This is a genomic window from Brachybacterium sp. GPGPB12 (genome assembly GCF_038396325.1).
In the GTDB taxonomy this organism is placed as follows: domain Bacteria; phylum Actinomycetota; class Actinomycetes; order Actinomycetales; family Dermabacteraceae; genus Brachybacterium; species Brachybacterium conglomeratum.
In genome coordinates, this window is sequence record NZ_CP149573.1 from 2,135,889 (window position 1) to 2,161,893 (window position 26,005).

The following is a 26,005-nucleotide window of genomic DNA, read 5'->3' on the forward strand; positions in this document are numbered from 1 at the left end:
CCGGCCCACGAGGCGGGCAGGTCTGCCGCGGACGGGCCCGGGGCGTCCTCGCCCTGGTCGTCGCCGCTCTGGCCATCGTCGTCCTGGCCCTGGTCGCCGCCGTCATCGGCCCGACCATCGCTCTTCTGCCCCTGGCCCTGGTCGCCCTCGCCCTGGTCGCCAGCGGTCGTCACGAAGCCGGAGGCGTTCCCCGCCGCGTCGTCCGCCGCCGCGCCGTCCTGCTCCGGCTCGGCCGGGGCCGGGATCGCGACCGGCTCCGGGTCCTCGGCGTCAGCCGCCTCGGGCGCGGACGTGCCGCGACCCGCCAGCGCCGCACCGGCGGCGAGCGGCGCCGCGAGGGACGCCCCTCCGCGCCGCCGCGTCCCGCGGCGATCCCCTCGTGCCCCGGTGTCCCCCGACACCGCCGCACCCACCCCTGCTGTCCTCGCCGCCACTGTCCTCGACATCCCGGCCTCCCCTGGGGTTCCCCGTCGCCGTGCGCTCCGCAACGGCCGTCCGGGTCGCGGTCGCGAGGACCGCTCGGCGATGACTTTACGATCCCTTTACCTCAATGACAACTCGCCTTGTATCACGAAAGGGTGGGCATCGCCCTCGTCGGCCGCGCCCCATCACCCCCGGGCCCCGCCGGCCCGCGCCGTTCACGCGGAGTGACAGAGCCGCGCACCCGATGCCCCGTCGGGAGTAGCGTGGCCCGGTCACGCCCGCTCCGCCGCACGAGGTCACCGCATGCCACTGGACGAAAAGCCCCACGTCGGGAGCGCCGACGCCCCCTCGGACGCGGAGCATCCGGTGCTCGACAACCCCGCCTGGTCCTCGCTCACCGGGGCCCACCGGGCGCTCGCGATCGGCAACGAGCACGTGCCGCGCTATCCGGAGGACGTCTCCCCCTTCGTGGGAGTGCGCGACTGGGAGCACCCCGACGTGTGGGACGCGATCCTGGACGTGTTCGGGCACGACGCCGTCGTCTCCGTCTCCCACGCCGATCCGCTGCGCCGGCTGGCTGGGCGCCGGAGTTCCAGATCCCGGGCGTGCGGCTCGTCCAGACCGACCGCCTCGCCCCGCGCCCCGAGCCGGAGGCGGTCGAGCTCGGAGCGGCCGACGCCGACGATATGCTCGATCTGATCGCGCGGACCAGGCCCGGCCCCTTCGAGGCGCGCACGCACGAGATGGGCCGCTACGTGGGGATCCGGCGGGACGGACAGCTGATCGCGATGGCCGGCGAGCGCCTCCACCCCGAGGGCTGGACCGAGATCAGCGCGGTCGCGGTCCATCCCGACCATCGCCGGCAGGGTCTCGCCTCCCGCCTCGTGCTCGACGTCGCCCACCACATCCAGCGCCGCGGTGACAGGGCGCTCGCTGCACGCCTCCGCCGCGAACACCGCCGCGATCGCGGGCTACGAGAAGCTCGGCTTCGAACTGCGGCGCCGCCTCACCTTCGGGGCGCGCACACCCTGAGCGGCGCGCCGTCCTTCCGCCCGGCCGTCTCGCGCGGGTCCCGGACGGCCCACCAGCCTTGGAAGGGCTCGTGCGGCATGGGCGGTCCCGCCGCCCTTCGACAGGACGCGACCCCCGCCGACACGGTCGAGAAGCCGCGGGAGCAGAGCGGGACGCGGCCCGGCGACACCGGGGCAGTCGCCGGCCACGCCTGACCCCGCCCGCCGGCCCACCCGCCGCCTCGGCCGGCCGTGCCCGGGTCGTAGACCGACACAGGCGAAGATCCACCGCGCCCGTCCTGCCCCCGACACCCGACTCGGTACGGTCTCCCCATGACCATCGATGCGCGCTGGCCCGACCCCCTGCAGGACGTCGACCGCAGCGACGAGGACCTGCGGGCCTGGGTCGCCGAGCGGATCCACCGCCTGGACGCCGACGGGCGCCGCGGCGCCGACACCCACCTGGTGCGCCTGGACCTGCCCGAGGACTGGGACATCCAGCTCTACCTCAAGGACGAGACGACCCACTCCTCCGGGCGCCTCAAGCACCGACTGGCCCGCTCGCTGTTCCTGTTCGCGCTGGTCAACGGCCAGCTGCGGCCGGGGATGCCGGTGGTCGAGGCGTCGTCGGGCTCGACCGCGGTGAGTGAGGCGCATGTGGCGCGGATGCTCGACATCCCCTTCGTCGCCGTGGTCCCGCGCGGCACGAGCGCGCGGAAGATCGCGCTGATCGAGTTCGCCGGCGGGCGGTGCCACGTCGTCGACGGCGCGGCGGACATGAGCCGGGAGGCGCGGCGCCTGGCCGATGAGCTCGGCGGGCTCTTCCTGGACCAGTTCACCCACGCCGAGCGCGCCACCGACTGGCGCGGCAACAACTCCATCGCCGTCAGCGCCCTCGCCCAGCTCGAGCTGGAGCCGCACCCGGTGCCGCGCTGGATCGTGGTCGGCGCCGGGACCGGCGGGACCAGCGCGACCTTCGGACGCCTGCTGCGCTACCGGTCCCTGCCCACCTCCCTGTGCGTCGCGGACGTGGAGAACTCCGCGTTCTTCCCCGGATGGGTGCAGGAGGATCCGCAGCTCACCACCGGGTCCGGCTCGCGGATCGAAGGCATCGGCCGCCCGCAGGTCGAGCCGAGCTTCGTGCCCGGGGTCGTGGACCGGATGATCCGGGTGCCGGATGCCGCCTCGGTCGCCGCGGCCCGACATCTCTCCGAGGTGCTCGGGCGGCGCGTCGGCGCCTCGACCGGCACGAACCTCATCGCCGCGGCGCGCTGATCACGCAGATGCGCGAGAGGGGCGAGAGCGGCTCGGTGCTGACGCCGCTGTGCGATCCGGGCGACCGCTACACCGACACCTACTTCGACGACGACTGGGTCGCCGCGCAGGGCTGGGACCTCGCGCACTGGCGCGACGCGCTCACGAAGCTGCCGCCGCTCGGGGTGCGCTGACACCCGGCCCACCCCGCCCGCGGAGGGCCAGGTCGCACTCAGCTCCAGGCACCCTGCAACCCTCAGCCCGCACCCCTCAGCCCCCAGCCCCCAGCCCACAGCCCACAGCCCACAGCCCACAGCCCGCAGCCCGCAGCCCGCGCCCGCGCCCGCGGCCGCGGCCGCAGAGCATGGTCGACTACTGGCGCAGGGCGTACCTCTATGCCTATATAGGCATAGAGGTACGCCAGACGCCCGTGACCGACCATGCCACCGACGGTCCCGGGCCTCGGATCGGGGGAACCGGACCCGGCGGCGCTCGGGATGCCGCGGCGGGAGGCTCAGCGCTCGGGCGGCTCGAGCGCCCACGCCTCGAAGAGCGCTCCGCGCACGCGGACCCGATCGCCGTCTGACGGATAGAAGCGCAGAGTGCACGGGGACGCCGCGTCCGGGAGGTGCTCGAGGAGGCTCGCGTCGAGGAACAGCGTCGCGGGTCCGTCATCGGCCGAGAGAACCTCGCGCGCAGTGCCGTCGGCCCCGAGGATCTCGACCGTGACGGCCCCGCGAGTGCGCACCTCGGCCCGCGCGGGAGTCTCGAGCAGGAGCTCGACAGTGCCGCCGGCCCCGGTGGCCACGGGCACGTCGACGTCGTCCGCCGCCTCCAGCGGCGCGCCTCGGCCCGCGCGGCGCGCGCGGCTCCGGGACCGGCGCGGCGCGCGGCTCCTCCCCGTCGAGCCGCGGCTCCGCGGGAAGGTCAGCGCTCCGGCCCAGCCCTGGGCGTCGGTCTGCTCCTGGGCGCGCTGCGCCCCTCCCATGACCAGCCCCACTGCAGCACCCGGCCGCCCTCGGCGTCGACGACGGCCTGGGGTGCGTAGAAGTCGGGACCGATGTCGACCTGCCCCCCGGCGGTCGGAGCGAAGCGCGGCGCGCCGTCCGGGCCATCGACGAGGTCCCCCACCAGGTAGTCGACCTGGAGGGTGGAGCGCTCGTGGGTGGAAGGGTGCCCCCAGCGGGACAGCAGCAAGCACCCAGCGCCCGCCGACGGGCACGAGCCGCGGGCACTCCCAGAGGTCGGCGGGCGAGTGCTCGGCGGCGACAGGGTCGTCCCCGTGCAGCAGCGTGCCGACGAGCTCCCAGGTCTCGAGGTCCTCGCACGAGTACAGCAGCAGCGTCGGCACGAAGCGACCGCCCTCGCGCACCCCGGCGCCTTGGATCCCCCAGCGCTTCCCGCCGTAGGTGAACACGAAGGGGTCGCGGATCCCGATCAGTCCGGGCACCTCGGGCACCTCGGCGGCGACCACGCCGGTGCGGACCAGCTCGGTGCCGCTCTCATCGAGGCGGGTGACGAGCACGCGGGCGAGCTGGTTCTCGATCCCGTCGACCCCGGAGTAGACGAGAGTGGGGACGGCAGGAGCACCGGGCCCGCCGGCGACGGGTCCGGCGGACAGCTCGGCACCCTCGGCGGCGCTCGCGTCGGGCGAGTGGTCGAGGAGTCCGACGCCGCTCCAGCGACCGCCCTGGTCGGCCTCTCCCGGGCGGGGCACGGGGCCCAGCGGCTCCTCGCGCCAGCTCACCAGATCCGGGGAGGACATGTGGCCCCAGTGGATGAGCTCGTGCCGGGCAGAGTCGGGGTTGTACTGGAAGAAGACGTGCCAGCGCCCGTCGGCCGTGCGGTGGATGCCGTTGGGGTCGTTGATCCAGCCGCGCGGGTGGACACGGTGGAGGGCGGGCAGGTGGGGGTCCGTCATGGGGTGCTCGTTCCTGGTCGGGAGGGACATGAGGCGGGGAAGGTTCCGGATCGGGCCGGGATCAGGCAGGGCAGGTCATCTCGAGGACCCGGCGGTGAGGCCCTCTCGCAGATAGCGCTGTCCGAAGAGGAACACCACCACGGCGGGCACCATCGAGAGGATCACGCCTGCCAGCACGACCGAGATCGAACCCGTGCCGAGGTTGCCCTGGAGGGTCACGAGGCCGAGCGGCAGGGTGTAGTTCTGCTCGGAGATCATGAAGATCAGCGGGCGGAAGAACTCGTTCCAGTGGTAGTTGAAGGCGAGGACGCCCACGATCGCCATGCCGGACAGCGCCAGCGGCGCATAGATCGAGAAGAACGTGCGCCAGGGGCTCGCGCCGTCGAGCGCCGCGGCCTCCCCCAGCTCCAGTGGGAGCCCCAGGAAGTACTGGCGCATCAGGAAGGTCCCGAAGGCGGTGGGGATCGCGGGGAGGATCAGCGCGAGCAGCGTGTCGGAGAGCCCCATGCCGCGGATGATCATGAACACCGGCACGATCGTGACCTGCACCGGGACCATCATCGTCGACAGCACGATCGCGAACAGGGCGTTCTTGCCGCGGAACTCCATACGGGCGAAGACGTATCCCGCCATCGCGGCGGTGAGCATCTGCCCGATCGCGACGACGCCCGTGACCAGGGCGCTGTTGAGCACCAGCGGCGGCACCGCGATCTGCTCGAACACCGCGGTGTAGCTCGAGAAGTCCGGTGACGTGGGGAAGAAGCTCGGGGGAGGCTGAAGGACTCCGCGGCGGGCCGGAGCGAGGTGGTGAACGTCCACCACACCGGACCGAGGGTGAGCACGGCGGCGACGAACAGGGCGGAGTACTTGGCGAGGGCGGGCAGGCGGCGTGTCATCGGGGTCCTTCCGGACGGGGACAGGGGCGCTCGCGACGGCGGGAGCGCGACTCACTGATAGAAGACGAAGCGTCGGGCGAGGCGGAACTGGGCGGCGGTGACGAGCATGATCAGGACCATGAGGACCAGGCCGATCGCGCTGGCACGCCCGAACTCGAGCTCGCGGAAGGCGCTCTCGTAGATGACCATCACGACCGTGCGGGTGGAGTCGCCCGGCCCGCCGCGCGTGAGCACGTAGGGCTGGTCGAAGACCTGCAGCGCGGAGATGATCGCCATCACCGAGGCGACCAGCACGGTGGGACTCACCAGCGGCAGGGTGAGATGGCGGAACTGGCGCCAACCGGTCGCCCCGTCGATGGAGCCGGCCTCGTAGATCTCGGTGGGGATCGAGCTCAGACCGCCGATGAAGAGCAGGAACGAGAAGCCGAAGTTCTGCCACACGTACACCGCGATCACCACGACCATGGCCCACTGCGGGCTGGTCAGCCAGGGCACGGCCGGGATCCCCACCAGCGAGAGCAGCCAGTTGATGACGCCGTAGCTCTCGTTGAACAGGTACTTCATGAGGATCGAGACGCTCGCCGCGGACAGCACGAGGGGGAAGAAGAAGGTCGAGCGGAAGAACACTCGCAGCCACGGAGGCATCCGGGAGCTGACCAGCACCGCGAGCAAGCATCGCGATGACGAGCTGGGCGGCGACCGCGACGATGACGAACACGGCGGTGTTCAGGAAGGAGATGCCGACGGTGCGGTCGGTGGCGAGGTCGGCGAAGTTCTCCAGCCCCACGAACTGCGGGGAGGTGATGATGTCCCAGCGGAAGAAGGCGAGAGCGAGCGAGCCGACGATCGGCGACACCACGAAGATGCCGATGCCGAGCATCGTCGGGGCGAGGAAGAGCCAACGCAGCAGGGCGCTGTCGCGATCGGCGGTCATGAGGGGTCCTCCTCGGAGAAGACGGCGCGCAGGTCGGCGTCCAGAGCCGCGAGCGACCGCGCGACCTGGTCGGGGCCGCCGGACAGCGCGGTGGAGACATTGCGGATGAGCGCCGTCTCGACGGCGGCCTCTTGCGGCGGGGCGGGGATCGGACCGGTGGACGGGAAGCGGTCGAGGGTCTCGTAGAAGCGTGACCAGTGCTCCGGACCGATGCCGGTGTACAGGGAGTCGTTCACCATCGAGCGCCGGGTCGGAGTGGTCGACGGGGTCGGGAAGGCGAGCTCCATCGCCTCCTTCGAGGCGGTGTACTTGATCCACTCCCAGGCCTGGTCCGGCTTGTCGGTGGTCTTCATGACCGCGTATCCGGCGCCTCCGAACTGGTGACGCTGGGACTTCCAGCGCGGGAAGAACTGCACGTCGTACTGCTCGGGACGCATGCCGCCCTCGGCGAGGCCCTGCACCCAGTAGCCGCCCGCGGGGGTGGTGCCGATGCGACCGGAGGCGAACAGGCCGACGAGGGTGTTGCCGCCGCCCTCCTCGGGACGCACGGCGAGGCCCTCGCCGACGAGGCCGCGCAGGTGCTCGAAGCTCTCGTGGACGCGGTCGTCGGTGGCATTGGAGCCGGTCCAGAGATAACCGCCGGAGCCTTTGCTCGCCCGGATAGAAGATGGACCAGAAGTCCTCGCCGCCGCTCGCCCGCTCCTCGATCAGGAAGGAGGTGTCGTTGACGTAGAGCCAGGGCACGATCCCGCCGAAGAGACGATTGGTCCAGTAGTAGGGGGTGGCGTCGCCCTTCATCCCGCGCAGCAGCTCGGTGAAGTCGTCCTTCGTCCAGTCCTCCCCCGGCATCTCGAGCCCGTTGCGCTCGAGCACGTCGAGGTTGAGGTACATGTTCGCGGCGTTGAAGTCGAGCGGGAGCTGGTAGAGGGAGCCCTTGTACATGAAGGCCTCGATGAGGCTGGGGTGGACGTCCTCGAAGTAGTCCTTCATCTCCTCCGCGTCGCGGCGGAGGTAGTCGTCCAGCGGCGCGCGAGGCGCTCGGCGAAGAGCGCGCGCCTTCGGTCGCGGTGTAGACGATGTCGGGCTGGGTGCCGGAGGCGACCATCGTGAGGATCTTCGCGAAGAAGTCTCCCCAGTCGGTGGCCTGCACGGACTGGATCAGGACAGGGATGTCGGGGTGGGTCTCCATGAACGCATCGGCGATCGCCTGGCGACCGGGCGCGTCCTGGGAGGTGCCGAGGATCAGGATCGTCAGGGCGTCCTGGCCGCGGCCGGGGATGTCGGCGCCGGTGAGGCGGGGCCAGGCGGCGACGGTGCCCGCGAGGGCTCGCCGCGCCGCCGGCGCCGAGGAGGGCGCGGCGGGTGAGGGTGGAGGGGCTGGCCATGCGGTCCTCTTCGTCGAGAGTCGGGACAGTCGAAGCGGGTTGAGGGAGGAGGTGCGAGTCGATGCGGCTGTCCGGCGTCATCGCCGACACACCGCTTTCACACGTGTCCAAGTCGTGCGAGACCAGTATGGAGCGCAGCTTTCACACGTGTCAACCCTGATCCCGCGTCAGCGCCCCGAAGCCATGACGCGGACCGGTTCGCCCAGCCCGGGACCAGCCCGGAGCCGGCCTAGACCCGGCCGGAGCACCACCGGTCCCACCTCGACCAGCCCGCGCAGCGGACGTCGAGCGAGGTCAGCGCTCGCGAGCGATCCCCACCGACTCCCGCTCGACGAGCGGGCACTCGACGACCACGAGACCCGCATCGTCGCCCGCCGCCTCGCCCTCCAGTCGCGCGAACAGCGCACCCATCGCCCGGCGTCCCATCTCCTCGTGGGGCAGGGCGATCGTCGTGAGCTTCGGAACGAGCCGCTCGGCGAAGAAGTCCTCGTCATCGAAGCCGATCACCGAGAGATCCCCCGGAACGGCGATGCCCGCCGCGGCCGCGGCCTGGAGCACCCCGGCAGCGACCCGGTCACGGATGCAGAACACACCCGTCGGCGGGTCCTCCCCGCGAACAGCCGGGCGGCGGCCCGGTAGCCATCGTCGATCTGCCACCCCGCCTTCACTATCCGCGGTTCGAGGCCTGCGTCCGCCAGCTCGTCACGAAAGCCGGCCTCGCGCTCGAGAACGGCCACGGAGCGATCGTCGCCGGAGAGCATGGCGATACGCCGATGACCGGTCTCGATCAGGCGACGAGCGCGACGTCGGGCGCCGCCGTAGTCGTCGGGCACGAAGGTGGGCGGCGGCTCGGCACTCTCGCCGCGCTCGTCCGCCCCGGGCGGCACCGGTTCGTGGTTCGCCAGCACCAGCGGGATCCCCGGCGGCACGACGGGGAGGGGGCCCTCATGCGGCCCATGGTCGCGTAGAGCAGTCCGTCCACCTGGCGCTCGGCAAGGAGGCGAGCGGCATCCTCGACGGTGTGGTCGCGCAGCGAGAGGTCCACGGTGATCACGAGGTGATCGTGCCGGGCGGCGACCATCGAGGCGGCGCGCGCCATACGGCCGGCGAAGGGCGAGGTCGCGATCTCGTCGGTGATGAGACCGATCGTGCGCGAGCGACGCTCCTTGAGGGAGATCGCGAGGGCCGAGCGGGTGTAGCCGAGCTCGGCGGCGGCGGCGAGCACGCGGCGCTGGGTGGCCGCGGCGACCGTCCCCTCCACACGTCCGTTGAGCACCATCGAGACGGTGGCCCGCGAGACGCCCGCACGCGCCGCGACGTCGGCGGAGGTGGGGCGACGGGACGAGGAGCTCACAGCTCGTAGGGTACGCGGCTCCTCCGACCGGCGGCGGGGCGGCGCCTGCGGCTCCTTCCCCGCGTTCCCGGCCAGTCGTCGTGTGCCCGCCCGGCGGCTCACACCACCGCGGTCATCCCGCCGTCGACGTGGAGGGTCTGGCCGTTGACGAAGCGGCTCGCGTCGGAGGCGAGGAACACCAGTGGGCCGATGAGGTCCTCGACGTCGCCCCAGTGCCCGTCGGGAGTGCGGCGGGCGACCCAGGCGGAGAACTCCTCGTCCTCGACCAGGGCCTTGGTGAGCTCGGTGGCGAAGTAGCCGGGGGCGAGGGTGTTGACCTGGATGCCGTGCGGGGCGAGGTCCGCGGCGAGGCCCTTGGTGAACATCGCGATCCCGCCCTTGGTCGCGCTGTACGCGGCGATGGAGGGGCGGGCGAGCTGGGACTGGACCGAGCCGATCTGCACGATCTTCCCGGCGCCGCGCGCGATCATGCCGCGGGCGACGCGGCGGGCGCAGTAGAAGGCGGCGGAGAGGTTCGTGGCCAGCGGCGCGTCCCAGTCCTCGTCGGCGAACTCCGCGATCGGCGCCCGACGCTGGATGCCGGCGTTGTTGACCAGCACGTCCGGGGTGCCGTGCGCGGCCTCGATCGCGGTGAGCGCCGCGTCGACGGCGGCGGGGTCGGTGACGTCGAAGCCGGCCGAGAGGACCTCCGGCACCTCGCCGGCCCCGCCCGGGGCCTCGTCGCCGACGGCGGTCCCGTCGGCGGTGGTCGACCCGTCGGCCGCGCCCGCGCGCTCGGCGACGACGGCGGCGATCTCCTCGGCCGCGGCAGCAGCGCGCCCCGCGTCCCGGCCGTGGACGATCACCCGCGCCCCGGCCCGGACCAGACCGGTGGCGAGCGCACGGCCGATGCCGCGGGTGGAACCGGTCACCAGAGCGGTGCGGCCGGTGAGGTCGAACAGGTCGGACACGATGTCTCTCCTTCGTGCGGGACGTGCGGGGGCGTGGTCGGACGAGGAGGCCCGGGCCGTGGAGCGGGCCCGGGCCTCCTCGGAGGATCTCAGGCCGGTGCGGGGCGCGACGTCTCGTCCGCGCCGCCGGAGCCGGGGACGACGGCCGCCTCGGCCTCGTAGGCGGAGTCCTTCTCGGTGGTGGACAGCCGGATCGCGTCCTCGGTGCGCAGCAGGTCGCGGCCGCGGGTCTCGGGGACCAGGAAGGTGGAGGCGGTGGTGATCGCGGCGAGGGTCGCCATGTACAGGCCCAGCACGATCCAGTTGCCGTCGGTCCAGGCCATCAGGGAGGCGCCGAGCACGCCGGCGAGACCGCCGGCCAGCACTGCGGAGAGCTCGCGGGCCATCGCGACGCCGAGATAGCGGTGGCGGTTGCCGAAGAGCTCGGGGAGCATCGCGCACTGCGGGCCGAGCATGGAGTTCACGGCCACGCCGATGCCGATCGCGACCACGGCGATCGTGAGGCCGGTGCGCCCAGCGACAGCATCCACCAGGCCGGGAAGCTGTACAGCGGCATGAACACGGCGCCGAAGCGGTAGACGGGAACTCGGCCCACCTTGTCGGAGAGCGCGCCGGTCAGCGGCACGGAGAAGACGCCGATGAGGTCGCCGAGTGTCACGCCCCAGGCGACGGAGCCGCGGTCCAGGCCGATCGCGGCGGAGGTGACGAAGGCGAGGGAGACGGACTGGAAGAGGTAGGAGCCGCCGTTCTCGGCCATGCGCAGGCCGATGCCGGTGACGACGCCCGGCAGGCCCTTGGTGAAGATGTCGCGCGCGGCCGCTCGGCGGTCTGCTCGCGCTTCTCGAGGTGGACGAAGGTGGGGGTCTCCTCGAGCTTCGCCCGGATCCACAGCGCCACCAGGATCAGCACCACGGAGGCGAGGAACGGCAGGCGCCAGCCCCAGGAGAGGAACTGCTCCTCGGGCAGCAGCGTCAGGGCGGAGAAGGCGAGGCCGGCCAGCAGGGTGCCGGCCTGGATGCCGACGAAGGGCAGGGCGGAGAAGAAGCCGCGCCGCTTCACGGGGGCGTACTCGGCCATCAGCACGGTGGAGCCGGCCTGTTCGGCGCCTGCGCCGAAGCCCTGGGCGAGCCGCAGGATCACGAGCGCGCGGGGGCGAGGGCGCCGACGGACTCGTAGGTGGGCGCGACGCCGATCAGCATGGACGAGCCGCCCATCAGCACGATCGTGGTGACGAGCACGAAGCGTCGGCCGACCTTGTCGCCGAGCATGCCGAAGACGAGCCCGCCGATGGGGCGGGCCGCGAAGCCGACGCCGTAGACGCCGAAGGCGGCGATGAGCGCCATCGCGGGGTTCGACTGGTCGAAGAACAGCTGGTTGAAGACCAGGGCGGTCATCAGGCCGTACATCGCGAAGTCGAAGTACTCCAGCGCGCGCCGCCGACGCTCGAGGAGAGCGTGGCCCGGCGCAGGTTCGCCTGGTACTCGCGGTCCGCGTCCGCGGCGACCGCATCCGGCGGGGTCGTGGGGTGGGGGTGGAGCTCATGGGACATCTCCTTCGATGGCTCAGAGAGGGGCCGACGGGCCCCGGGGGGTGTTCTTGCGCCGGGTCAGCCGGCGGGTCGGAGGAACGGGTTGGTGAGCTGGGCGGCGACGCCGAGGGCGGCGCGGCCGAGGCGCTCGATGGTCTGCTCGTCGGCCTCCGCGGCGGGGAGTGCGACGCCGAGGGCGAGGGGCGGGTCGGTGGGTCGCCAGGGCTCCAGCGGCACGGCCACGCCCCAGATCCCGGACAGCCCGCGGCCGGGGTCGACGGACCAGCCGCGTTCGCGGGTCTCGGTGATCTGGGTGCGGATCTGCTCCGCGGACGGCAGGTCGGGCGCCTCGGTGCGGGCGATGGCCTCGTCGATGCGGGCGTCGTCCAGCCGCGAGAGCATCGCGAGCCCTGCGCCGGTGGTGACGGCCGCGAGGCGGGAGCCGAGCGGGGTGCCGAGCCGGTGGGCGCGGCCCTCGTGCCGGGCGAGGTAGAGGGAGTACTCCCCGTCGAGCATCGCGACCTGCACCACCTCCCCGCGCGGCACCGGGTCGTTCTCGACGACGCCGTAGAACTCGCGGATCTGGTTGAACTCGTGGGCGAAGGCGCCGCCGAGCTCGGCGGTGCGTCGGCCCAGGCGGTACCCGGCCTCGACGCGGCGGATCATCCCGCCGTCCTCGAGGACGGCGCAGATGTTGGAGGTGGAGGACTTCGCGGCGCCGAGGGCGCGGGCGAGGTCGGAGAGGGTCAGCGGGGCGCCGCCCGACTGCTCGAGCAGCTCGAGCACGCGCGCCGCGCGGGTGACGGCGGGGGCGGGATCGCGGGCGGTGTCGTTCATCGTCTCGGCCTCCCCGGCTCAGTAGAACTCGACGGTGTCGACCCGGTTGGCGAGCTCCTCGCCGTGCAGGAAGCGGCGGAGGTTCTCGATGAACTGGGCGACGATCCGCTCCTCCTCGCGCCGGTCGAGCGCCGCGGTGTGCGGGCTGATCAGCACGTTCGGGTGGTCCCAGAGGGGACTGTCGGCCGTGAGCGGCTCGCGGGCGACGACGTCGAGGGCGGCGAAGCCGATCCGGCCGGTCTCGAGGGCGTCCAGCGGCGCCGGCTCGTCGACGACGGTGCCGCGGCCGACGTTGACCAGGATCGTCCCGGGCCGCACGGCGCCGAGCACCTCCTGGCCGACGAGGCCGACGGTGGCGTCGGTGCCGGGCAGGGTCACGACGATCGCGTCGGCGTCGCCGGCCGCGCTCGCGAGGTCCTCGATCGGGACGAGCTCGTCGACGCCCTCCACGGGGGCGCCGGAGCGGGTGGTGCCCAGCACGGTCGCGCCGACGGCGTGGAACAGGGCCGCGCAGGCCTTCCCGATCCCGCCGAGGCCGACGACGAGCACCCGCATGGTGTCCAGCTGGCGCATCTCCCAGCGCGGGGACCAGTCGTGGTCGCGCTGCTGGGCGAGGAGGCGGGGCAGGGTCTTCGCGCCGGCGAGCACGCCGAGCAGGGCGAACTCGGCCAGCGGGCCGCCATGGGTGCCGGCGCTGGTGGTGACGGCGATGCGCTCGAGCCGCTCGGGCGCGAGGCCCGCGGCGCGCAGCTGGGAGCCGCCGCCGGCGGCCATGGTCATCACCCAGCGCAGGCGCGGGTTGGCGCTCGCGGTGCGGGCGAGCTGGGAGGGGTCGACGTCGGGGAGCGAGAAGAGCACGTCGGCGCTGTCGACCATCTCCTCGAAGCGGCGCTGCTGCTCCGCGGTGCGCTGGTGGGCGGGGTCGCCGTCCCAGTCGGCCGGGAAGCGGCGGGGGCGGTAGAGCTCGTGGTCGCGGACCACCTCGACGCGGGGCTCGGCCTGCTCGATGCGGGCGCAGAGCTCCTCGGGGAGGTCCACGCCGATCACGACGCGGGGGCGGGCGGCATCGGCGGGGGCCGGTCGCTCGGGGGTGGTCGTCATCGACGCTCCTTCGCTCGGACGGGGACGGTCTGCGGTGACTGCGGGGCGAGCGTACCCCAGATTCAGAGGAGTGAACAGTGTCCACTCCAGTGGACTGCCGTAGTCTGTCGCCATGCGAATCGACGACGCTTCCTCCACGCCCTGGCCCGCCCGCGCACGCCTGGGGGTGATTGGCCTGGGCTCGATGGGAGAGCCGATGGCCGGCCACCTGCTCGCCGCGCACGGCGCCCTCGTGATCCACTCCCGCGGCCGCAGGGAGTCGCTGATCGAGGCCGGTGCGATCTGGGCGGACACCCCTCGCGAGCTGGCCGAGCAGGTCGATGCCGTGCTCGTGATGCTCCCTGATCTGCCCCAGCTCGCCTCGATGCTCGAGGGCCCGGACTCACTGCTCGCCGCGGGTACGGAGCTGCGCTGCTCATGATCGGCTCGACGAGCTCCCCGCGCGGGGTGCGCGAGCTCGCGGACCGGCTGGTCGGCGAGTGGGGCGGCCGGGTGCGCCTCGTGGACGTGCCGGTCTCCGGCGGGGAGGCCGGGGCGCGGGCGGGGACGCTGTCGATCATGGCCGGCGGCGAGTCGGCCGACGTCGAGCGGGCGCGCACGCCGCTGGCCCCCTGCGGGACGGTGCGCCACCTCGGCCCGCTCGGAGCGGGCGAGGTCGCGAAGGCGTGCAACCAGATGATCGTCGGCGCGACGATGATGGCGATCGCCGAGGCGACCGTCCTCGCCGAACGCGCGGCATCGCCCCGGCGGACCTGCTCGAGGTGCTCTCGGGCGGCTACGCGGGCTCGACGTCGCTGGCGGACAAGCGCGACAAGCTCGTCGCCGGCGACTACTCCCCCGGCGGCATCGCCGCGTACATGACCAAGGACCTCGGCTTCGCGGCCGACGTCGCCGAGGACACCGGCACCTCCCCCGCCCTGCTCGGTGCGGCGCGGGGCGCGTACGACGAGCTGGTCGCGGCGGGGCTCGGCGAGGAGGACCTGTCGGTGGCACGGCGCTTCGTCGCCGAGCGCGGCGCCTGACATCTCTCGCAGCTTAGGCAAGCCCCGAGGCCCATGCGATCTTCGTCGGCCTCGCCCACAACCCGAAGGTCGCGGCGCTCTGCGAGCGCCTCGCCGCCCAGCACCCGACGCCGCACATGCACCGCCCGAACCACACGCACTCGGTGCGCTGAGCGCTCGGACTACGCCGGACCACGACCGTCGGCCGCCCGCCCGGCCCCTCCGTACCACGATCGTCGGCCGCCGCCTCGGTCCCTCCGTCCTGCGCGGCGGCGCGCGCGCGCCGATACTGGCCGCATCGGGCGGCCTCCCCGCCCGCCCCACACCCGACCACCAGGAGGACCCTGTGACCGTCGTGAAGATCAACCGCCTCGCCGTCCCCGGCGGGCAGGCGGCCGAGCTCGAGAAGCGCTTCGCCGCCCGGAAGCACTCCGTGGACGGGGCGCCCGGCTTCGAGGGCTTCGAGCCGCTGCGCCCGGTCGCGGGCGAGGAGCACTACTTCGTCCTGACCCGCTGGGCGGACGAGGAGAGCTTCCGGGCCTGGGCCGAGCGGCGCGAGGCGCGCGATCCGTCGACCACGGTCTCCCGGGCCGAGGGCATGCTCGAGTTCGAGGTCGTGGACCTGGAGTGACTCTGGCGCTCGGCCCGCCGGTCCGCCCCTGCCTCTCCACCCTCCCGCCTCGTTCGGCCGACGCGGGGGCGGGGAGAACTCCCCGTGGCACAGATCCGCATCCAGACCCTCCAGGGCGCCGACGGCACCGAGCGGTTCATCGTGCATGTGCCCCCGACTCAGGGCGCGGATCTGTGGTCGGAGGAGGGCGGTCTCCCGAGAAACCTCGAGGGATGGAACGGGCAGGGCCAGCCCTTCGGCTGGGCCAACAACATCTATGCGATGGCGGGACGGGAGAATGCCGGGGCGAACGCCGTGACGGCCGCTATGGAGGAGGCCGGGATCCCCCCGGGCTCGGACGTCGCCTTCGTGGCGCACTCCCAGGGCGGTATGGTCGCTGCGCAGCTGTCCGACGATCCCGCCTTCAGCTCCTCCACCGGCGCAGCGGGCACCTACAACGTCACCGACATCCTGTCCGTCGGCTCCCCGGTGCAGACCTACACCCCGGCCCAGAGCTCCACCGATGTGCTCAACGTGCAAGCATGTCCAGAACGAGGGGACCGACGGTGATTTCGTCCCCACGTTGGATCTCGAGGGGCGCTCCCTCCGACATCCCGGCGGCAATCCGGCGGAGAACGTGCAGGTCGTGCCCATGCAGACTCCGCACGAGAACCCGGACTTCCCGCAGCAGAGGACGCGGCCCACAACGCGCACGAGTCGGTGCACCGCGACCCGCACGACCCGTCCGTCTACTCGGAGACCTCCGGGTACTACGGCACCCTGCGCGAGCACGGGGACCATCCCGCGCTCGCGGGCAAGGCCGACCGCATGGACGGCCAGTACATCGGGGAGGACGTCGTGCTCGAGGACGACGTGGTCATCGACGCGCGCCGGATCTGACCGGCGCCGCCCGTGCGAGGGTGCTCAGGCCAGTCCGTAGTGCTCGAAGAAGTGGATGAAATTGAGGGACCCGAACTGGTCGGCGGCCTCGCTGCCGAGGAGCTCGCGGGGCTCCAACGTCGAACCGTCCGTGCCGTGCGCTGTGACCAGGACGGTCCGTGACCCGAATCCCTCGTCCTTCTCGAAGATGTACTCGGTCACCCGCCGCCACACCGGATCCAGGGCGTCCAGCGGCTGGTCCTCGTCCACGTCGAAGCGGATGTCTCCCAGCAGGCCGGTGCTCATGGTCCCGCCGCCGCTGATCTCCATCTCGGAGGAGGTCACATGCTCGAACTCCTCCACCGGGTCGTTCAACGAGTCCGTGCGCGACGGCGACAGACGCCCGCACGCCGCCAGCGCGGCGATCATGCCCGCAAGTCCTCCGGCCATCAGCACTCGCCTCCGCATCCGCTCCGCCTCTCCTGATCCCACCCCTGCGATTGCTCCAGCATCGCAGATCCTGCCTGCTCCCTCACCGTCGTCGCGTCTCCCGAGCCGCCCGCTGAGCTCCAGGACCGAGCGTCCTGCGCGCTCAGCGCTCCGTGAGGTACAGCGGCTCGCCGTCGATCGTCTCGACGGAGAACAGGGCGGAGCCCCGCTCCCCCTCGGTCAGCTCGAGGGCGACGGTCGCGGTCGCCTCGTCGCCGTCGGTGAGCGCGCCGATGCCCCGGAGCGGGGCGGCGGTGGTCACGTCGATCCCGTCGCTGCAGGTGCTCCAGGACACGGACTCGAGGCAGATGTAGAGGTCCTCGGCGGGGACCAGACCGCCGGGCCCGGTGTAGGCGACGTCGATCGTCGCCAGGACGTATTCCATGTCAGGTCCCGCCGGAGGGTTCGAGGGGTCCGCCGCGACGGCGGCGTCCGCCTCCCAGTCGACCTCGGTCACGGTCACCTCGACGACCCCGCCGCTCACCGTCGGCCAGGACAGGGTGTGCTCCCCGAGCGTGGCGGGCCGGTCGTAGGTGCCGACGTCCGTGACGACCGCGCCCGAGGCATCGGTGACCCTGCCCGGCGTGTACATGCTCGAGTACCCGCCGACGGGATCGCTCGTCACGTACGGCGCACCGCCGTAGATGTACGTCAGCCCGCCGAGGACGAGCACCAGCACGAGCACGAGGCCCGACACGGCGAGCGCCAGGGAGGACAGCACGATCGCGACGATCGGCGCCGCGCCGCTCCGGGCACGCTCCGGCGGCGCCGACGGGGGCGGGAGCAGCGAGGGGTCGGACCAGGTGTCCACCTGCGCAGGTTCGGCCTGCGCGGTGTCGGCATGCGCGGTGCCCGCCTGCGGGTCATCACGTTGCGCGGGCGCGAGCGGCGCCCATGGAGCAGGAGCAGAGTCTGCCGCGCCGCCGGGGGCGAGGGCAGGCAGGGGCTGAGGCGAGGAGCCGTCGGACATCGGTGACCGCCAGGGGTGCAGAAGGGACCAGGAGCCCGCGCTTCCGGTGACCCGTGCGGCAACGGTGAGCGCAATGTAGCAGGTCGCGCGGCGATTCCCGCGCTCTCGTCACCGACACGTGACCGTGGGGGCTGGCGGGCCGCGCGAGGCGTCCCGCTACGCTCACCGACATGGCCGCGACATCGCCCGTCCCGGCCCCTCCCGGGAGACTTCGCCGGGTGGGGACGGCCCTCGCGGTGCTCGCAGGCGGGCGCTGCTCTCCGGCGTGCTCGTGGCGCCGCTCGTCGCTCCCGCCTCGAGGCTCCTCGCCCTCGCAGCGGTGCTGGCCGCTCTCGCGACGTGGCCCGTGGCGGCCTCGACAGCGCGTCCGCGCGCCCCGGGCGCGGTGACGGCGGCCGACGCCCTGACCCTGCTGCGCCATCTCGGGGCGGGTGCGCTCGCGGCGGCGACCGTGCTGGTCCTGGGCGGGGAGATGGCCGGGCGGTCGTGGCCGCTGGCCGCGCTGATCGCGACGACCCTGGCCACCGACGCCCTGGACGGCCCTGTCGCGCGGCACACCGGCGGCGCCGGCCCGGTCGGCGCCCGGATCGACATGGAGGCCGACGCGGCGCTGGTGATGGTGCTGTCCGTGCTCGTCGCGACGGTGGTGGGGCCGTGGGCGTTCGCGATCGGGCTGATGCGCTATGCCTTCGTGGCGGCCTCGTGGGTACGGCCTGCGCCGCGGGAGCCGCTGGCCTTCAGCCGGTTCCGGCGGCTCGTCGGCGGAGGTCAGGGGGTTGCGCCGCTGATCGCGCTGGTCCCCGTCGTCCCCGTCCCGGCGGCGGCCGCAGTGGTCGCCCTCGCCCTGGCCCTGCTCGTGGTCTCCTTCGGCCGGGACGTCATCCGCCTCGAGCGTGCGCAGCGGACGGCACTACGCTGAGGGGGCGGCAGCAACGACTGTCGCGCACCCGGAGACCTCGACCCGGCGCCGCCCCCGCGGCGCCACGACGGGAGACCTCGCATGTCCCTCCAGAATCCTCCGGCCGGCTACCCCGTGATGAGCGGGATCATCCTGACCACCCTGATCACCGCGATCGTCCACCTCTCCTTCGGCATCCCCTTGTTCGTCCTCAACGGCCTCGGCTACCTGGGCCTGCTGGTCTTGCTGTATGCGCCGCTGGCGGCGCTGGAGCGGTTCCGGCCTGCGGTCCGCTACGTCCTGATCGGGTACACGGTCCTCACGATCGTCCTGTACTTCGTCATGGGTCCGCCGTTCATGGCGATCGGGTCGCTGACGAAGGCGGTCGAGGCGATCCTGGTGGTCCTCCTCGTCGTGGAGGCGGGCAGGGCGCGGAGCGCGGCCCGCTGAGGGAACCGCACCGTCCCCGGCGCACCGGCGACGGTGCGCCTGCAGGGACGCGGCCTCAGCCCTCGAGGGTGATCAGTCGCTTCCCGCCGGGCGCGACGATCCGCACCTCGGGGCCGAAGGTCGCGTTCTGCACCTCGTGCGCGAACACGTCGGAGGAGACCATCGCGGCGAGGACGCCGGCGCCGCCCGCGCGGAAGAGGAACAGCCGCGTGGAGGACTGGTAGTACTTGCCGTTCAGCGGCGTCGTGCCGGCGGCCTCGTTGACGCGTTCGGCGGGGGTCGCCTCCGGGAACACCATCAGCTGGTCGAACTCGACGTCGACCACGTCGGCGAGAGCGCGCTCACCACCGCCCTCCCAGAGCGGTCCGATCGCGTCGTCGATCTCCGACCCCGAGGTGAGCTCGAGCCCGCCCTCCGCTTCCGGACGGCCGATCCCGCGACCGGTCACCGTCGCGCCGGCGACGAGGGCCGCCAGGACGAGCGCACCGCGTCGGGACGGCTGGAGTCCCCTCCGCCGGTCGCGGATCGAGACTCCACGGACCTGTAGGGCCATGACCGGACTCCCCTCCCTGAGCGCACGAGCGGCGGCGGAGCCCCGCTCCGCCGCCGCATCCTATCGAGCCCGGGTCACGCGAACGCGCTGGTCCCGGTGATCGACCGGCCGACGATCAGCGACTGCATCGTGTCGGTCCCCTCGTAGGTGTGCGCGCCTCGATGTCGCTGCGGTGGCGGATCACGCGGTTCTCGAGCAGGATCCCGGAGCCGCCGAGGAGGTCGCGGGCATTCGAGGCGATCTCGCGGGCGGCGCGGGTGTTGTGCACCTTGGCGAGCGAGGCCTGCTCGGGCCGGATGGTGCCGGCCGCCTCGAGGTCGGCCAGGCGACGGCAGTACAGCTGCATCGAGGTGAGGGTCTGCGGCATGTCCGAGAGCCGCACCTGGACGTGCTGAGCCTTGGCGAGCGGGCGCCCGAACTGGATGCGGGTGGTGGCGTGCTCGAGCGCCGCCTCGTAGCAGGCGATCGCGTGGCCGAGCGCGCCCCAGGCCACCCCGGCGCGGGTCGCGAAGAGGACCTTCGAGGTGTCCTTGAAGCTCCGCGCCCCGGGCAACCGCTGGTCGAGCCCCACCCGCACCTCGTTCAGCGTGATGTGCGCCTGGTGGATGGCGCGCGGCGCGACCTTGCCGCGGATCACCTCGGCCTGGTAGCCGGGCAGGGACTGGTCCACGAGGAACCCGCTGACCTGGCCGTTCAGCTGCTCGTCGGAGGGGTCCTCGATCCGCGCCCACACCACCGAGAGATGGCGGCCGGCGCCGTTGCCGATCCAGCGCTTCTCGCCGGTCAGCGCCCACTCGTCGCCGTCGCGGCGCGCGATCGTCTCGAGGGAGACGGAGTCGGAGCCGTGGTCGGGCTCGGTGAGGGCGAAGGCGGCGTGCTCGGCGCCGGTGGCGAGGGAGTCGCCCCAGCGCCGCTTCTGCTCCTCGGAGCCCAGCGGCATGATCGAGCGCAGCGCGAGCCCGCCCTGCACGCCGACCATGGTGCCGACAGCGCCGTCGATCCGGGAGAGCTCCATGTTCACCAGGCCCGTCGCGAGCGGGGAGAGGGTGCGGTGTCCGGGCACGTCCAGGCCGTCGGTGAGCAGGTCGAGCTCGCCGAGGCGGGCGACGAGCTCGATCGGGTACTCGCCGCGGTCCCACCAGTCGTTGATCCGCGGCAGGACCTCGTCGGCGAGCGAGCGGGCATCGGCCCAGGCCTTCAGGTCCTCTCCGGCGACGTCCTGGAAGAGCGCGAAGTGGTCCGCGGTCGCGGGCAGGAGCGTCTCGGGGGTGGCGGCCGACGCGTCGGGCGCGGAGACGACGGCTCGCTCGGTGACCACCGAGTCGACGCGGTCGCGGTTCTCGTCGGTGCCGGGGTCGCCGCCGAGGGAGATGTGGTCGGGCGCCGGGGCGTCCCAGCCGCTGGTGTCGGTGGTGGTGCGGGTGTCGTTGCTGGTCATCACTTGATCCTCTCGAGGATGAGGGCCATGCCCTGGCCGCCGCCGACGCAGAGGGTGGCGAGGCCGTAGCGGCCGTCGCGCTCGGCGAGGCCGTTCAGGAGCGTGGTGGTGAGTCGGGCGCCGGTGGAGCCCCAGGGGTGGCCGAGCGCGATCGCCCCGCCGTGGACGTTGAGCTTGTCGTGGTCGATGCCGAGGTCCTCCGCGGAGGGGAGCACCTGGGCGGCGAAGGCCTCGTTGAGCTCGACGAGGTCGATGTCCTCGATGGTGAGACCGGCGAGGTCGAGGGCCTTCTTCGTCGCCTCGACGGGGCCGAGGCCCATGATCTCGGGGCTGAGCCCGGAGACGCCGGTGGCGACGACGCGGGCGAGCGGGGTGATGCCCAGCTCCTTCGCGTACTCCGCTTCCATCAGCACGAGCGCGGCGGCGCCGTCGTTCAGGGGGCGACAGTTGCCGGCGGTGACGGTCCCCTCAGGACGGAAGACGGGGTCGAGGCCGGCGACGGCCTCGTAGGTGACGCCGGCGCGCGGGGAGTCGTCGGTGTCGACGACGGTGCCGTCGGGCAGGGTGATCGGGGTGATCTCGCGGGCGAAGAAGCCGGAGGCCTGCGCGGCCTCGGCCCGGTTCTGGGAGCGGGCGGCGAACTCGTCCTGCGCCTGACGGGTCACGCCGCGCGGCTCGGCGACGTTCTCGGCGGTCTGGCCCATCTGGATGTACGCGTCGGGCGGCTCGCCGTCCTCGCGCGGATCGTGCCAGGGGGCGGGGATCTCGCGGGAGGCGCGCTTGTCGGTGCGCTCCCACGCAGTCCTGAACTGCGGGTCGCGGGCGTCCTCCTCCATGAGCTTGCCGGTGCTCAGCGAGATCGACTCGACGCCGGCGGAGATCACGGCCCGCGCCTCGCCGGAGGCGATGGCGTGGAAGCCGGCGCGGGTGGTCTGGATGGAGGAGGCGCAGAAGCGGGTGACGGTCGCGCCGGGCACGGTGTCCAGGCCGAGCTTCACGGCGACGGTGCGGGCGAGGTTCCCGCCCTGGTAGCCCTCGGGGATCGCGGCCCAGCCGCAGGTCGTCGATGGTGGCGGGGTCGAGCCGCGGGACCTGGTCGAGGGCGGCGCGGATGGTCTGCGCGGCGAGATCGTCGGGCCGGACATCCTTCAGCGAGCCCTTGCGGGCCCGCCCGATGGGTGAGCGGGTGGCGGCGACGATGACGGCTTCGGGCACGGGTTCCTCCTGGGACGGCGGTGTCTTCGGGCGGGCCGGAGTCTCGGCGCGGCCGCAGGGATCCGCGCCCGCGGGACCTGCGGCCGACGTCGGCTCCGGACGCCGGCGTTAGTGATACTACGGGTTGCAGGTACCTGGTGGGAAGCGGACCCGTGCTCGGCGCCCCCGGGGCGCCGCCCGGATCATCCCCGGCGCGGTGTCAGGAGGAGACGCGCGAGCAGGTCGATCGCGGCACCGAGCACGCCGATCACGAGGATCACCACGAGCATCTCGTCGTAGGCGAGGCGGTCGCGGGCGTTGAGGATCTCGTAGCCGAGCCCGCTGGTCACGCCCAGCATCTCGGCGGGCACCAGCACCACCCAGGCGATGCCGAGGGCGAGCCGGATCGACTGCAGCACGGCCGGCCGCACCGAGGGGACGAGCACCGTGCGCGAGCATCTCGCGCCGGTTCGCGCCGAGGGTGTGGGCGACGGCGACGTAGCGCGGATCGATCGCGGCGACCGCCGCCGCGGTGCCCAGCAGGATCGGCCAGATCGCCGCGGCCGCGACGAGGAAGACCACCGGCGCCGAGCCGACCCCCAGCGACGCCACGGCCACCGGCGCCCAGGAGAGCGGCGAGATCATGCGCACGAACTGGACGGGCGCCGCACTGGCCCAGCGGGCCGGACGGTGCAGGCCGATCAGCACCCCGGCGGGGATGCCGAGCGCGGCGGCGATCCCCATGCCGAGCAGGAGGCGGAGGGTGCTGGTGACGAGATCCTGGACGAGCACGCCGGTGGCGAGCAGGGAGGCGAGGGCGGAGGGCACGCCCAGGGGGTCCAGCGCCGCGAGCATGGGACTGCCCGCGCCGCCGACGGCGGTGAGCGCCCACCACGCGAGCCCCACGGCGAGCACGCCGAGCACGCCCCAGGCCAGGGCCGGGCCGCGCTCCGCACGCACGCCGCGTCGACGGACGGGGCGCCGCGCCGCCCCGTCGGCCCCGCGTCCCGCGGGATCCCGGGGGCGAGTCCGTGCGGCGGCGTCGCCCCGGGGCTCGGGGCGGTCGGGGTCCTCGGAGTCGAGATCTGCGGGGACGAGGCTCATGGGGCGATCTCCTCGGGGTCGTCGAGGCCGACGAGCGAGCCGGGGTCGATCCGCCGGGCGGCGTCACGCGGCGCGGTGTCGTCGACGACCAGGTCGTGGGCGTCCTCGGGGTCGATCTCGGCGAGCGCGCCGAGGGGTGCGTCGAGCACGGCGGTGCGCATCTCGCGGACCAGCCGCGCGGTGAAGCCGGGCCTGAGCACGGGGGTGAAGTCGATGGTCTCCCCGTGCCACTCGGGATGGGCGACGTGCGCGTGCCCGGCGCCCTCACGGTGCATCGCCGCGGCGATCGCGGGAGGCGGCTGGGGGAGGTAGGTCCCGGCGAGCTCGGCGGCGACGCCCGCGCGGTCCTCCCGGCAGGCGATCTGTGCCCGCACGAGGGCTTCGGCGACGCCGGCGATCTGCTCGGGCGGGCGGCGCAGGAGCGCTCGGGAGGCGACGGTGACGCAGCAGGGATGGGAGCGCCACACGTCGCCGAGGAAGCGGCCGATGGTGCCGGCTCCCGTCGTCTCGCCCATCGCGTTGAAGGGGTCGGCCACGGTGTATGCGCTGATCGATCCGGCGTCCAGCGCCGGGATCATGTCCGAGGGCGCCATCGGCACCAGGGTGACCTCGCCGCGGTCGCGGGAGGCGGTGCGTCGCACGACGGGGGTGAGTCCCTCGGCGCGCGCGGCATCTGCTGGACGATGATGCTGTGGATCGAGAACCAGCTGGGCACGGCGAGGGTGGAGCCTGCGAGAGCGCCGAGCTCGGGCACGTCCCGGCCGAGGGTGAGGGCGGAGCCGCCCGAATGGTTGGCGCCGAGCACGGTGATGTCGGCGCCGAGGTCCAGACGCATCTGCGGCGCCATCGGGAACAGCAGGTGGACGAGGTCGACGCTCCCGGCCAGCAGGGCCTCGCCCATCGTGGCCCAGGAGCGCGACCGCACGGGCTCGGCCACCTCGACCCCCGCCTCGGCGAAGAGGCCGCGGGAGTGGGCGATGAGCGGCGGGGCGGCGTCGGTGATGGGGAGATAGGCGATCCGCAGCGGGCGCTGCGAGGCCGTCCCGTCGCGTCCCGCGCCGCCCGACCCGCTCCCGGCCTGCCCTCCGCGGGACTCGGGGACCTCGCCGCGGGCGGCGAGGCCGAGCCCGGCGCCGGCGAGGCCGGACAGCGCGAGCGCTCCTCCTCCGCCGAGGACGGCGCGTCGGCTCGGACCCCGCGCGCCCGACGGCGTGCGCGAGGACCGCCGAGGGCTCACGCGTCCGCCTCGGCGATGGCCCCGCGCCGGTAGTGGGCGAGCACCTCCTCGCGGGTGGTGCCGTCCTCCCGCGGGGTCCAGTCGGCGGTGATCCCGCGGGGCCCGTCGAGGTAGACGATGCGGTCGGCGACCACGAGCGCCTCGTCGACGTCGTGGGTGACCAGCACCGCCGAGATCCGCACGCGGGTGAGCACGTCGCGCAGCCAGGTCTGCAGGTCGGCGCGGATCGCGGGGTCCAGGGCGGAGAAGGGCTCGTCGAGCAGGACCACGGAGGGGTCCACGGCGAGCGCCCGGCCGAGGGCGACGCGCTGGGCCTGCCCTCCGGAGAGCTCGGCGGGCAGGGCGCCTGCGAGCTCGGCGATGCCGAGGTCGGCCATCAGCTCGGGGACCCGTTCGGCGCGGAAGCGGCCGGCGTTGGCGGAGTAGCGGCCGCCGAGGGCGATGTTCTCGGCGACGGTGAGCCAGGGGAAGAGGTCCGGGGACTGCGGGACGAGCGCCGGCAGGCGCGGATCCGCGCCGCGGTCGATGCGCCCGGACTGCGGCTGGTCGAGGTCGGCCAGCGGCCGCACCAGGGTCGACTTCCCCGCCCCGGAGGCGCCGAGCACGCACAGGGTCTCGTGCTCTGCGACCTCGAGGTCCAGGTCCTGCGAAGACGGGGCCGGCGCCGCCGGGATAGCGGTGGGTGACCCCGTGGAGCGCGAGGTCGCTCATGCGGGCCCGCCCGTCGCGTCGTCCCCGGCGCGCGCCCGCAGATGGCGCAGGTGGATCTCGGTCGGGGACTGGACGGGCAGGAACGCCGCCTCGCGGGCGCGGCGCGAGGTGTCGGAGGCGAGCGCGTAGCCGCGACCGCCGACGATCTTCTGCTCGAGCCGGGTGGCGCGGCCGGTGGCGGCGCGGCCTCGAGCCGCACCCGCACCAGCTCGGCCGGCCGCACGGGGGCCGACGGCGCGTCGGCCGCGCGCACGCCCGCGGCGAGCGCCTCACGCAGGTGTCGCCAGTCCTCGGCCGCCGCGGAGAGCTCCTCGGCGAGGACCTCGCGGGCCACGTCGTCGGCCCCCGCCTCGGCCGCATCCAGCGCCGCCCCGGCGAGGCCGAGGCACATGGCGGTCTGGATCTGCAGGAACGTGGCGCGGACGTCGTCGCGGAAGGCGGGCAGGTCGCGGGTGAGGACGTCCTGTGCGGGGATGCGCACCTCGTCCAGCAGCAGCACGCCGGAGGCGGTGGCGTCCAGGGCGGTGAGGCCGGTGAGCTCCTTGACCCGCACCCCGTCGGCGTCGCGCCGGTGGCGCACGACGGCGCGTCGGCCGTCCTCCCAGCGCACGGGCGTGACGACCCAGCCTCCCGGTCGGAGGTTCGAGCACCACGGCGAGACGCCGGAGACGGCGATCGCGCCGTCCGGGGAGTCGGTCGCGAGCAGCGGGATCTCGCCGAGGCCGGCCTCCTCCTTGAAGGCGGGGGCCATGCCGGAGGCGAGGGCCACGGCGCCGGAGGCGGCGCCGTCCGGCGGCGGGGTGCCGGTCGCCTCGTGGTACGCGATCGCGGAGCGGTGGCCCCACAGCGCGAAGGCACTCGCGGTGCAGCGGCGGGCG

The 26,005-nt window shown here is 73.5% G+C and carries 26 protein-coding genes and 10 pseudogenes; 10 read left to right on the forward strand and 26 right to left on the reverse strand.

Annotation, left to right across the window (positions count from 1 at the left end; translation table 11 throughout):
• Positions 1 to 726: 726 nt before the first annotated feature.
• The 3 genes and pseudogenes from WKH84_RS12425 (at position 727) to WKH84_RS12435 (ending at position 2,881) form a co-directional block, all read left to right on the forward strand.
• Positions 727 to 1,122: a hypothetical protein gene (locus WKH84_RS12425; RefSeq protein WP_341853875.1), complete on the forward strand. Its 396-nt coding sequence runs from the start codon at positions 727 to 729 to the stop codon at positions 1,120 to 1,122.
• Positions 1,110 to 1,649 carry a GNAT family N-acetyltransferase gene (locus WKH84_RS12430; protein ID WP_341853876.1) on the forward strand — a complete coding sequence of 180 codons (540 nt, stop codon included), beginning with the start codon at positions 1,110 to 1,112 and terminating at the stop codon, positions 1,647 to 1,649. Before WKH84_RS12425 ends, WKH84_RS12430 begins: the two co-directional genes overlap by 13 nt.
• Positions 1,650 to 1,766: 117 nt before the next feature.
• Positions 1,767 to 2,881 (forward strand): annotated as a pseudogene (locus tag WKH84_RS12435) (PLP-dependent cysteine synthase family protein).
• 733 nt (positions 2,882 to 3,614) lie between these two features.
• Here the strand turns inward: WKH84_RS12435 and WKH84_RS12440 are convergent.
• The 16 genes and pseudogenes from WKH84_RS12440 to WKH84_RS12515 form a co-directional block, all read right to left on the reverse strand.
• Positions 3,615 to 3,818: a hypothetical protein gene (locus tag WKH84_RS12440; protein WP_341856886.1), complete on the reverse strand. Its 204-nt coding sequence runs from the start codon at positions 3,816 to 3,818 to the stop codon at positions 3,615 to 3,617.
• An 85-nt stretch (positions 3,819 to 3,903) separates the two neighbouring features.
• A pseudogene (locus WKH84_RS12445) lies at positions 3,904 to 4,638 on the reverse strand (glycoside hydrolase family 32 protein); the annotation flags it as partial.
• A 45-nt stretch (positions 4,639 to 4,683) separates the two neighbouring features.
• A pseudogene (locus tag WKH84_RS12450) lies at positions 4,684 to 5,504 on the reverse strand (carbohydrate ABC transporter permease).
• Positions 5,505 to 5,555: 51 nt separating this feature from the next.
• Positions 5,556 to 6,438, reverse strand: a pseudogene (locus WKH84_RS12455) (sugar ABC transporter permease).
• Positions 6,435 to 7,823: pseudogene (locus tag WKH84_RS12460) on the reverse strand (extracellular solute-binding protein). Before WKH84_RS12460 ends, WKH84_RS12455 begins: the two co-directional pseudogenes overlap by 4 nt.
• A 294-nt stretch (positions 7,824 to 8,117) precedes the next feature.
• The gene (locus tag WKH84_RS12465) at positions 8,118 to 8,480 is read right to left on the reverse strand and encodes a substrate-binding domain-containing protein (RefSeq protein ID WP_341853877.1); all 363 of its coding nucleotides are present in this window, start codon (positions 8,478 to 8,480) and stop codon (positions 8,118 to 8,120) included.
• Between the two features lie 23 nt (positions 8,481 to 8,503).
• Positions 8,504 to 8,710, reverse strand: a pseudogene (locus WKH84_RS12470) (LacI family transcriptional regulator); the annotation flags it as partial.
• Positions 8,611 to 9,177 carry a LacI family DNA-binding transcriptional regulator gene (locus WKH84_RS12475; RefSeq protein ID WP_341853878.1) on the reverse strand — a complete coding sequence of 189 codons (567 nt, stop codon included), beginning with the start codon at positions 9,175 to 9,177 and terminating at the stop codon, positions 8,611 to 8,613. The pseudogene WKH84_RS12470 and the gene WKH84_RS12475, both read right to left, overlap by 100 nt.
• A gap of 98 nt (positions 9,178 to 9,275) precedes the next feature.
• Complete coding sequence (locus WKH84_RS12480; RefSeq protein ID WP_341853879.1) at positions 9,276 to 10,127, reverse strand: SDR family oxidoreductase; 852 nt, start codon at positions 10,125 to 10,127, stop codon at positions 9,276 to 9,278.
• An 89-nt stretch (positions 10,128 to 10,216) separates the two neighbouring features.
• Positions 10,217 to 10,657 (reverse strand): hypothetical protein, encoded by a 441-nt coding sequence (locus tag WKH84_RS12485; protein ID WP_341853880.1) that lies wholly within the window; start codon positions 10,655 to 10,657, stop codon positions 10,217 to 10,219.
• Positions 10,588 to 10,785 (reverse strand): hypothetical protein, encoded by a 198-nt coding sequence (locus WKH84_RS12490; RefSeq protein WP_341853881.1) that lies wholly within the window; start codon positions 10,783 to 10,785, stop codon positions 10,588 to 10,590. Before WKH84_RS12490 ends, WKH84_RS12485 begins: the two co-directional genes overlap by 70 nt.
• Complete coding sequence (locus WKH84_RS12495; RefSeq protein ID WP_341853882.1) at positions 10,782 to 11,267, reverse strand: MFS transporter; 486 nt, start codon at positions 11,265 to 11,267, stop codon at positions 10,782 to 10,784. Before WKH84_RS12495 ends, WKH84_RS12490 begins: the two co-directional genes overlap by 4 nt.
• The gene (locus tag WKH84_RS12500) at positions 11,264 to 11,533 is read right to left on the reverse strand and encodes an MFS transporter (protein ID WP_341853883.1); all 270 of its coding nucleotides are present in this window, start codon (positions 11,531 to 11,533) and stop codon (positions 11,264 to 11,266) included. Before WKH84_RS12500 ends, WKH84_RS12495 begins: the two co-directional genes overlap by 4 nt.
• Positions 11,521 to 11,676, reverse strand: a complete 156-nt coding sequence (locus tag WKH84_RS12505) for a hypothetical protein (RefSeq protein ID WP_341853884.1) — start codon at positions 11,674 to 11,676, stop codon at positions 11,521 to 11,523. The genes WKH84_RS12500 and WKH84_RS12505 overlap by 13 nt, the downstream gene beginning before the upstream one ends.
• Before the next feature lie 57 nt (positions 11,677 to 11,733).
• Positions 11,734 to 12,492: a helix-turn-helix domain-containing protein gene (locus WKH84_RS12510; RefSeq protein ID WP_341853885.1), complete on the reverse strand. Its 759-nt coding sequence runs from the start codon at positions 12,490 to 12,492 to the stop codon at positions 11,734 to 11,736.
• 18 nt (positions 12,493 to 12,510) lie between these two features.
• Positions 12,511 to 13,593, reverse strand: a complete 1,083-nt coding sequence (locus WKH84_RS12515) for a D-2-hydroxyacid dehydrogenase (RefSeq protein WP_341853886.1) — start codon at positions 13,591 to 13,593, stop codon at positions 12,511 to 12,513.
• 112 nt (positions 13,594 to 13,705) lie between these two features.
• Between WKH84_RS12515 and WKH84_RS12520 the strand changes: the two genes are divergently transcribed.
• The 5 genes and pseudogenes from WKH84_RS12520 (at position 13,706) to WKH84_RS12540 (ending at position 16,104) form a co-directional block, all read left to right on the forward strand.
• A complete protein-coding gene (locus WKH84_RS12520; protein WP_341853887.1) occupies positions 13,706 to 14,014 on the forward strand; it encodes an NAD(P)-binding domain-containing protein in 309 nt (102 codons plus the stop codon).
• A pseudogene (locus tag WKH84_RS12525) lies at positions 14,011 to 14,615 on the forward strand (NAD(P)-dependent oxidoreductase). The gene WKH84_RS12520 and the pseudogene WKH84_RS12525 overlap by 4 nt, the downstream one beginning before the upstream one ends.
• Positions 14,616 to 14,940: 325 nt before the next feature.
• Entirely contained in the window at positions 14,941 to 15,225 is a 285-nt protein-coding gene (locus WKH84_RS12530) for an antibiotic biosynthesis monooxygenase (RefSeq protein ID WP_341853888.1), read from the forward strand.
• Positions 15,226 to 15,309: 84 nt separating this feature from the next.
• A complete protein-coding gene (locus WKH84_RS12535) occupies positions 15,310 to 15,774 on the forward strand; it encodes a hypothetical protein (RefSeq protein WP_341853889.1) in 465 nt (154 codons plus the stop codon).
• 150 nt (positions 15,775 to 15,924) lie between these two features.
• Positions 15,925 to 16,104, forward strand: a complete 180-nt coding sequence (locus WKH84_RS12540; RefSeq protein ID WP_341853890.1) for a hypothetical protein — start codon at positions 15,925 to 15,927, stop codon at positions 16,102 to 16,104.
• A gap of 24 nt (positions 16,105 to 16,128) precedes the next feature.
• Here the strand turns inward: WKH84_RS12540 and WKH84_RS12545 are convergent, their stop codons facing one another.
• Both WKH84_RS12545 and WKH84_RS12550 read right to left on the reverse strand, forming a co-directional pair.
• Positions 16,129 to 16,512 carry a hypothetical protein gene (locus WKH84_RS12545; protein WP_341853891.1) on the reverse strand — a complete coding sequence of 128 codons (384 nt, stop codon included), beginning with the start codon at positions 16,510 to 16,512 and terminating at the stop codon, positions 16,129 to 16,131.
• A 163-nt stretch (positions 16,513 to 16,675) separates the two neighbouring features.
• Complete coding sequence (locus WKH84_RS12550; RefSeq protein ID WP_341853892.1) at positions 16,676 to 17,542, reverse strand: hypothetical protein; 867 nt, start codon at positions 17,540 to 17,542, stop codon at positions 16,676 to 16,678.
• 118 nt (positions 17,543 to 17,660) lie between these two features.
• On the opposite strand from WKH84_RS12550, the gene WKH84_RS12555 reads away from it, so the two are divergent.
• Both WKH84_RS12555 and WKH84_RS12560 read left to right on the forward strand, forming a co-directional pair.
• A complete protein-coding gene (locus tag WKH84_RS12555) occupies positions 17,661 to 18,461 on the forward strand; it encodes a CDP-alcohol phosphatidyltransferase family protein (RefSeq protein ID WP_341853893.1) in 801 nt (266 codons plus the stop codon).
• Positions 18,462 to 18,542: 81 nt separating this feature from the next.
• Complete coding sequence (locus WKH84_RS12560) at positions 18,543 to 18,890, forward strand: hypothetical protein (RefSeq protein ID WP_341853894.1); 348 nt, start codon at positions 18,543 to 18,545, stop codon at positions 18,888 to 18,890.
• Between the two features lie 55 nt (positions 18,891 to 18,945).
• Here WKH84_RS12560 and WKH84_RS12565 read toward each other — a convergent pair whose 3' ends face one another.
• From WKH84_RS12565 to WKH84_RS12600, 8 genes and pseudogenes are all read right to left on the reverse strand, one after another.
• Positions 18,946 to 19,443, reverse strand: a complete 498-nt coding sequence (locus WKH84_RS12565; RefSeq protein ID WP_341853895.1) for a hypothetical protein — start codon at positions 19,441 to 19,443, stop codon at positions 18,946 to 18,948.
• Positions 19,444 to 19,517: 74 nt separating this feature from the next.
• Positions 19,518 to 20,881 (reverse strand): annotated as a pseudogene (locus tag WKH84_RS12570) (acyl-CoA dehydrogenase family protein).
• Positions 20,881 to 22,096, reverse strand: a pseudogene (locus WKH84_RS12575) (acetyl-CoA C-acetyltransferase). Before WKH84_RS12575 ends, WKH84_RS12570 begins: the two co-directional pseudogenes overlap by 1 nt.
• Positions 22,097 to 22,278: 182 nt before the next feature.
• Positions 22,279 to 22,521 (reverse strand): ABC transporter permease subunit, encoded by a 243-nt coding sequence (locus WKH84_RS12580; RefSeq protein ID WP_341856887.1) that lies wholly within the window; start codon positions 22,519 to 22,521, stop codon positions 22,279 to 22,281.
• A 46-nt stretch (positions 22,522 to 22,567) separates the two neighbouring features.
• Positions 22,568 to 23,179, reverse strand: a pseudogene (locus WKH84_RS12585) (ABC transporter permease); the annotation flags it as partial.
• Complete coding sequence (locus tag WKH84_RS12590) at positions 23,176 to 23,820, reverse strand: ABC transporter substrate-binding protein (protein ID WP_341853896.1); 645 nt, start codon at positions 23,818 to 23,820, stop codon at positions 23,176 to 23,178. The gene WKH84_RS12590 and the pseudogene WKH84_RS12585, both read right to left, overlap by 4 nt.
• On the reverse strand, positions 23,754 to 24,416 hold the full coding sequence (locus WKH84_RS12595; protein ID WP_341853897.1) for an ABC transporter substrate-binding protein: 663 nt from the start codon (positions 24,414 to 24,416) through the stop codon (positions 23,754 to 23,756). Before WKH84_RS12595 ends, WKH84_RS12590 begins: the two co-directional genes overlap by 67 nt.
• The gene (locus WKH84_RS12600; protein ID WP_341853898.1) at positions 24,413 to 25,021 is read right to left on the reverse strand and encodes an ATP-binding cassette domain-containing protein; all 609 of its coding nucleotides are present in this window, start codon (positions 25,019 to 25,021) and stop codon (positions 24,413 to 24,415) included. The genes WKH84_RS12595 and WKH84_RS12600 overlap by 4 nt, the downstream gene beginning before the upstream one ends.
• Positions 25,022 to 26,005: the final 984 nt, after the last annotated feature.